1 protein-coding gene is annotated in these 2,909 nt (G+C 73.0%); it reads right to left on the bottom strand.

Annotation, left to right across the window (positions count from 1 at the left end; all coding sequences use genetic code 11):
• Window positions 1-135: 135 nt before the first annotated feature.
• Window positions 136-2,799, bottom strand: coding sequence for an RICIN domain-containing protein (locus ACJA3G_RS34295; protein WP_406556939.1), 2,664 nt, complete (start codon window positions 2,797-2,799; stop codon window positions 136-138).
• Window positions 2,800-2,909 lie beyond the last annotated feature (110 nt).

Here is a 2,909-nt window from a genome sequence, read left to right as displayed (position 1 = left end):
GGCGGGGGCCGGCCGGGGTCGGCGGGTTCGACAGCCACTGCGCGTGAGGAAGCCACTGCGCGTGAGGACGGGCGGCGGCCCGGGCCCCGGCGGGACCGGGCCGTCAATGGCCGCGGCCCCGCCGGGGCGCCGGCGTCAGGACGGGTCGCCGTACAGCAGACCGCGTCCGTTGGTGCCGACGTACACCCGGCCGTAGACGTCCGGGTCACCCGTGATGACACCGGTCCCGGCGAAGTTGCCCCACTGGTGGGCGTCGTCGTTGACGCGGAGCCAGGTGGCGCCCCGGTCGGTGGAGCGGAAGACGCCGGTGACGTCCTTGACCGTACCGATCAGGTAGAGGGCCTGGTAGGAGGCGCCCGGCGCGGCCTTGCCGAAGCCGAGCGCGGCGGCGGACCGCACGGAGCCGAGCGTGCTGAACGTACGGCCGCCGTCGGTCGAGTGCAGCAGCCCCTTGCCGCCCCCGGAGATCCACAGGTCCCCGGCGACGCCGGGAACGGCGGCGAGCCGGTCACCGGGCAGGCCGGTGGCGCGGGCGGTGAAGCTCGCGCCGCCGTCGGTGCTGGCGTAGAGCGTGCCGCCGGAGAGCGAGTAGAAGGTCCTGGCGGCGGAGCGGTCGGCGACGACCACGGCGCCGGTGCCCAGACCGCCCGCCCTCGACCAGCTCGCCCCCTTGTCGGTCGAGCGGTACGGGGCCTGACCCGCCTCGGTCCAGACGATGACGGAGCCGTCCGCCGAGAGCGCGACATGGCCGCTGTCGGCGCCGCCCACCGGCTCCGACCCGAAGCCCTTCCAGGTGCCGCCGCCGTCGGTGGAGTAGGCGCCGTCCTGCGCGCCGCCCCGGCCGACGCGGACCATCACCGAGGGATTGGACTGCGCGAAGTCGATGTCGGTGCTGTTCGTCATCGTCGGGTTCTTCAGCTGCCCGGCGGGCACCCCGGTCAGCGAGTCGTGGCGGAAACCGCCCTGGTCGCCCATGGAGGTGATGACGGCGGCGCCGCCGGGCGGGGCGATCGCGTCCGCCAGCGCGGTCTCCTCCAGCCCCCGGGCCCCCACGGTCCAGTGGCTGGTGCCGCCGCTGTCGCCGGCGTCGGCGTCCTCGCTGCCCCAGATGCCGCTGCCGGTGCCGTACAGCACATGCCCGGAGTCGAAGGGATCGATGGCCAGGGCGGTCATCCAGTGCCCGATGCCGGTACCGACGTAAGGAGCGCCGGAGGCGTCCCGTACCGACTTCGAGGCCAGCGCCTTCCAGGTCCCGCCGCCGTCGGTGGTCCGGTAGATCTCGTCCTGGGGCCACCAGCGGTCGAGGGTGGTGACCATCACCGTGGACGGCCTGCGCGGGTCGACGGCCAGGCCGGAGAACCCGTAACCGCCCCGGGACGGCGAGACGTCCTTCCACGCGCCGCCCTTGGGCGTGTACTTCCACACCGAGCCGGCCGTCACCCCGTTGGGACCCGGCGTGTTGGTGTACGTCAGGTACAGCGAGCCGTCACCGGAGAACACGCCGTGCTGCGGCAGCTGCCCGGTGGGCTGCCCGGGGACGGCCTGCCAGGTGTTGCCGCCGTCGGTGGAGCGGTACAGGGACGTGGACTTGTCGGCGACACCCACGTAGACCGTCCCGCTCCCGGCCGGGCCGTACGTCACGAAGGAGATGCCCGTGCCACTGCTCGCCCCGCCCCTGACCGGGAACGCGGAGACCTGACTCCACGTCACCCCGTGGTCGGTGCTGCGCCACAGACCGTTCTTGCGGGTGCCCAGCAGCAGGGTGCCGGGGTGCGCGGGATCGATCGCGAGCCGTTCCCCGGCCCCGCGGCCGTCCTCGTTGCCGCCGAGCTTGAAGGGCAGTTCGGTGCGCTGGAAGGTGCGGCCCCGGTCGGCCGAGCGCAGGATCGCGCCGTTGCCCGCCCACTCGTTGGTGTAGGTACCGGCGGCGAGGTAGAGCCGGCCGGGGTCGACGGGGTCGGTGGCCAGCGAGTCGATGCCCAGCAGGTTCCAGTCCTTCTCACCGACCCAGTCGGTGAGCGGGATCCACTGCTGGGCCCCGGTGTCCCAGCGGTAGGCGCCGCCCATGTCGGTGCGTGCGTAGAGCAGGCCCTTCTCGCGGGGGTTGAACACCAGGCCGGTGACGTAACCGCCGCCGACGACCGGGGCGTTCTTCCAGGTGTACGGCCCCGCGGCGGCCGGGGCCTGCGCCCCACCGCTCCCACTCCCGCTCCCGGCCGCCGGTGCCTCGCCGGCCTTGACCAGCTTCCACTGCTGGTTGGTGCTGCCCCGGCCCGGATACTGGACGACGGCGGCACCCTCGGCCGGGGAACCCCCCAGCACATCCAGAACCTGCCCGCTCCGGCGAGAGGTGAGGGTGACGGCCCCGGAACCGCCCACGTCGTCGATCCGCCACTGCTGGGAGGCGGAGGCCCGGTCGGTCTGCTGCTCGGCGACGGCGGCCCGGGCGGTGGAATCGCGCGCTATGCCGAGCACCTTGCCGCTGTTGCGGTTGACGAGCTCGTAGTAGCCGCCCCCGGCGGACTTCAGCCTCCACTGCTGGTTGGCGGTGTGCTGGTCGGTCCACTGCTGGATACGCGTGCCGTCGGCGGTGGAGAAGCCGTTGACGTCCAGCACCTTGCCGCTGCGTACGGAGACCAGCTGGTAGTAGGCATCGCCGTCGACGGTCGCGGCCTGCGAGTCGTCCTGCACGAACAGGCAGTACGGCAGGACGATGGCGGGCACGCCGAGCAGCAGCCCGGTGGCGGTCCAACGACGACGATGCCGCCCGCGGCGCGCGCTGTGCATGGGGTTGTTCATGAGGGGGGTGTTCTCCTTGCAGCCGTTCACCGAGACACAACGGATCCCACCGCCCGGAACGGGCCGGATCCGCTTATTTGTGGTCGCCGAGGGGGTGAAAGGTTGCCGGG

This window comes from Streptomyces sp. YS-3 (assembly GCF_045257485.1).
Lineage (GTDB): Bacteria > Actinomycetota > Actinomycetes > Streptomycetales > Streptomycetaceae > Streptomyces.
Note: the sequence above shows the minus strand (reverse complement) of the source record. Positions and strands in the feature narration are given on the sequence as shown.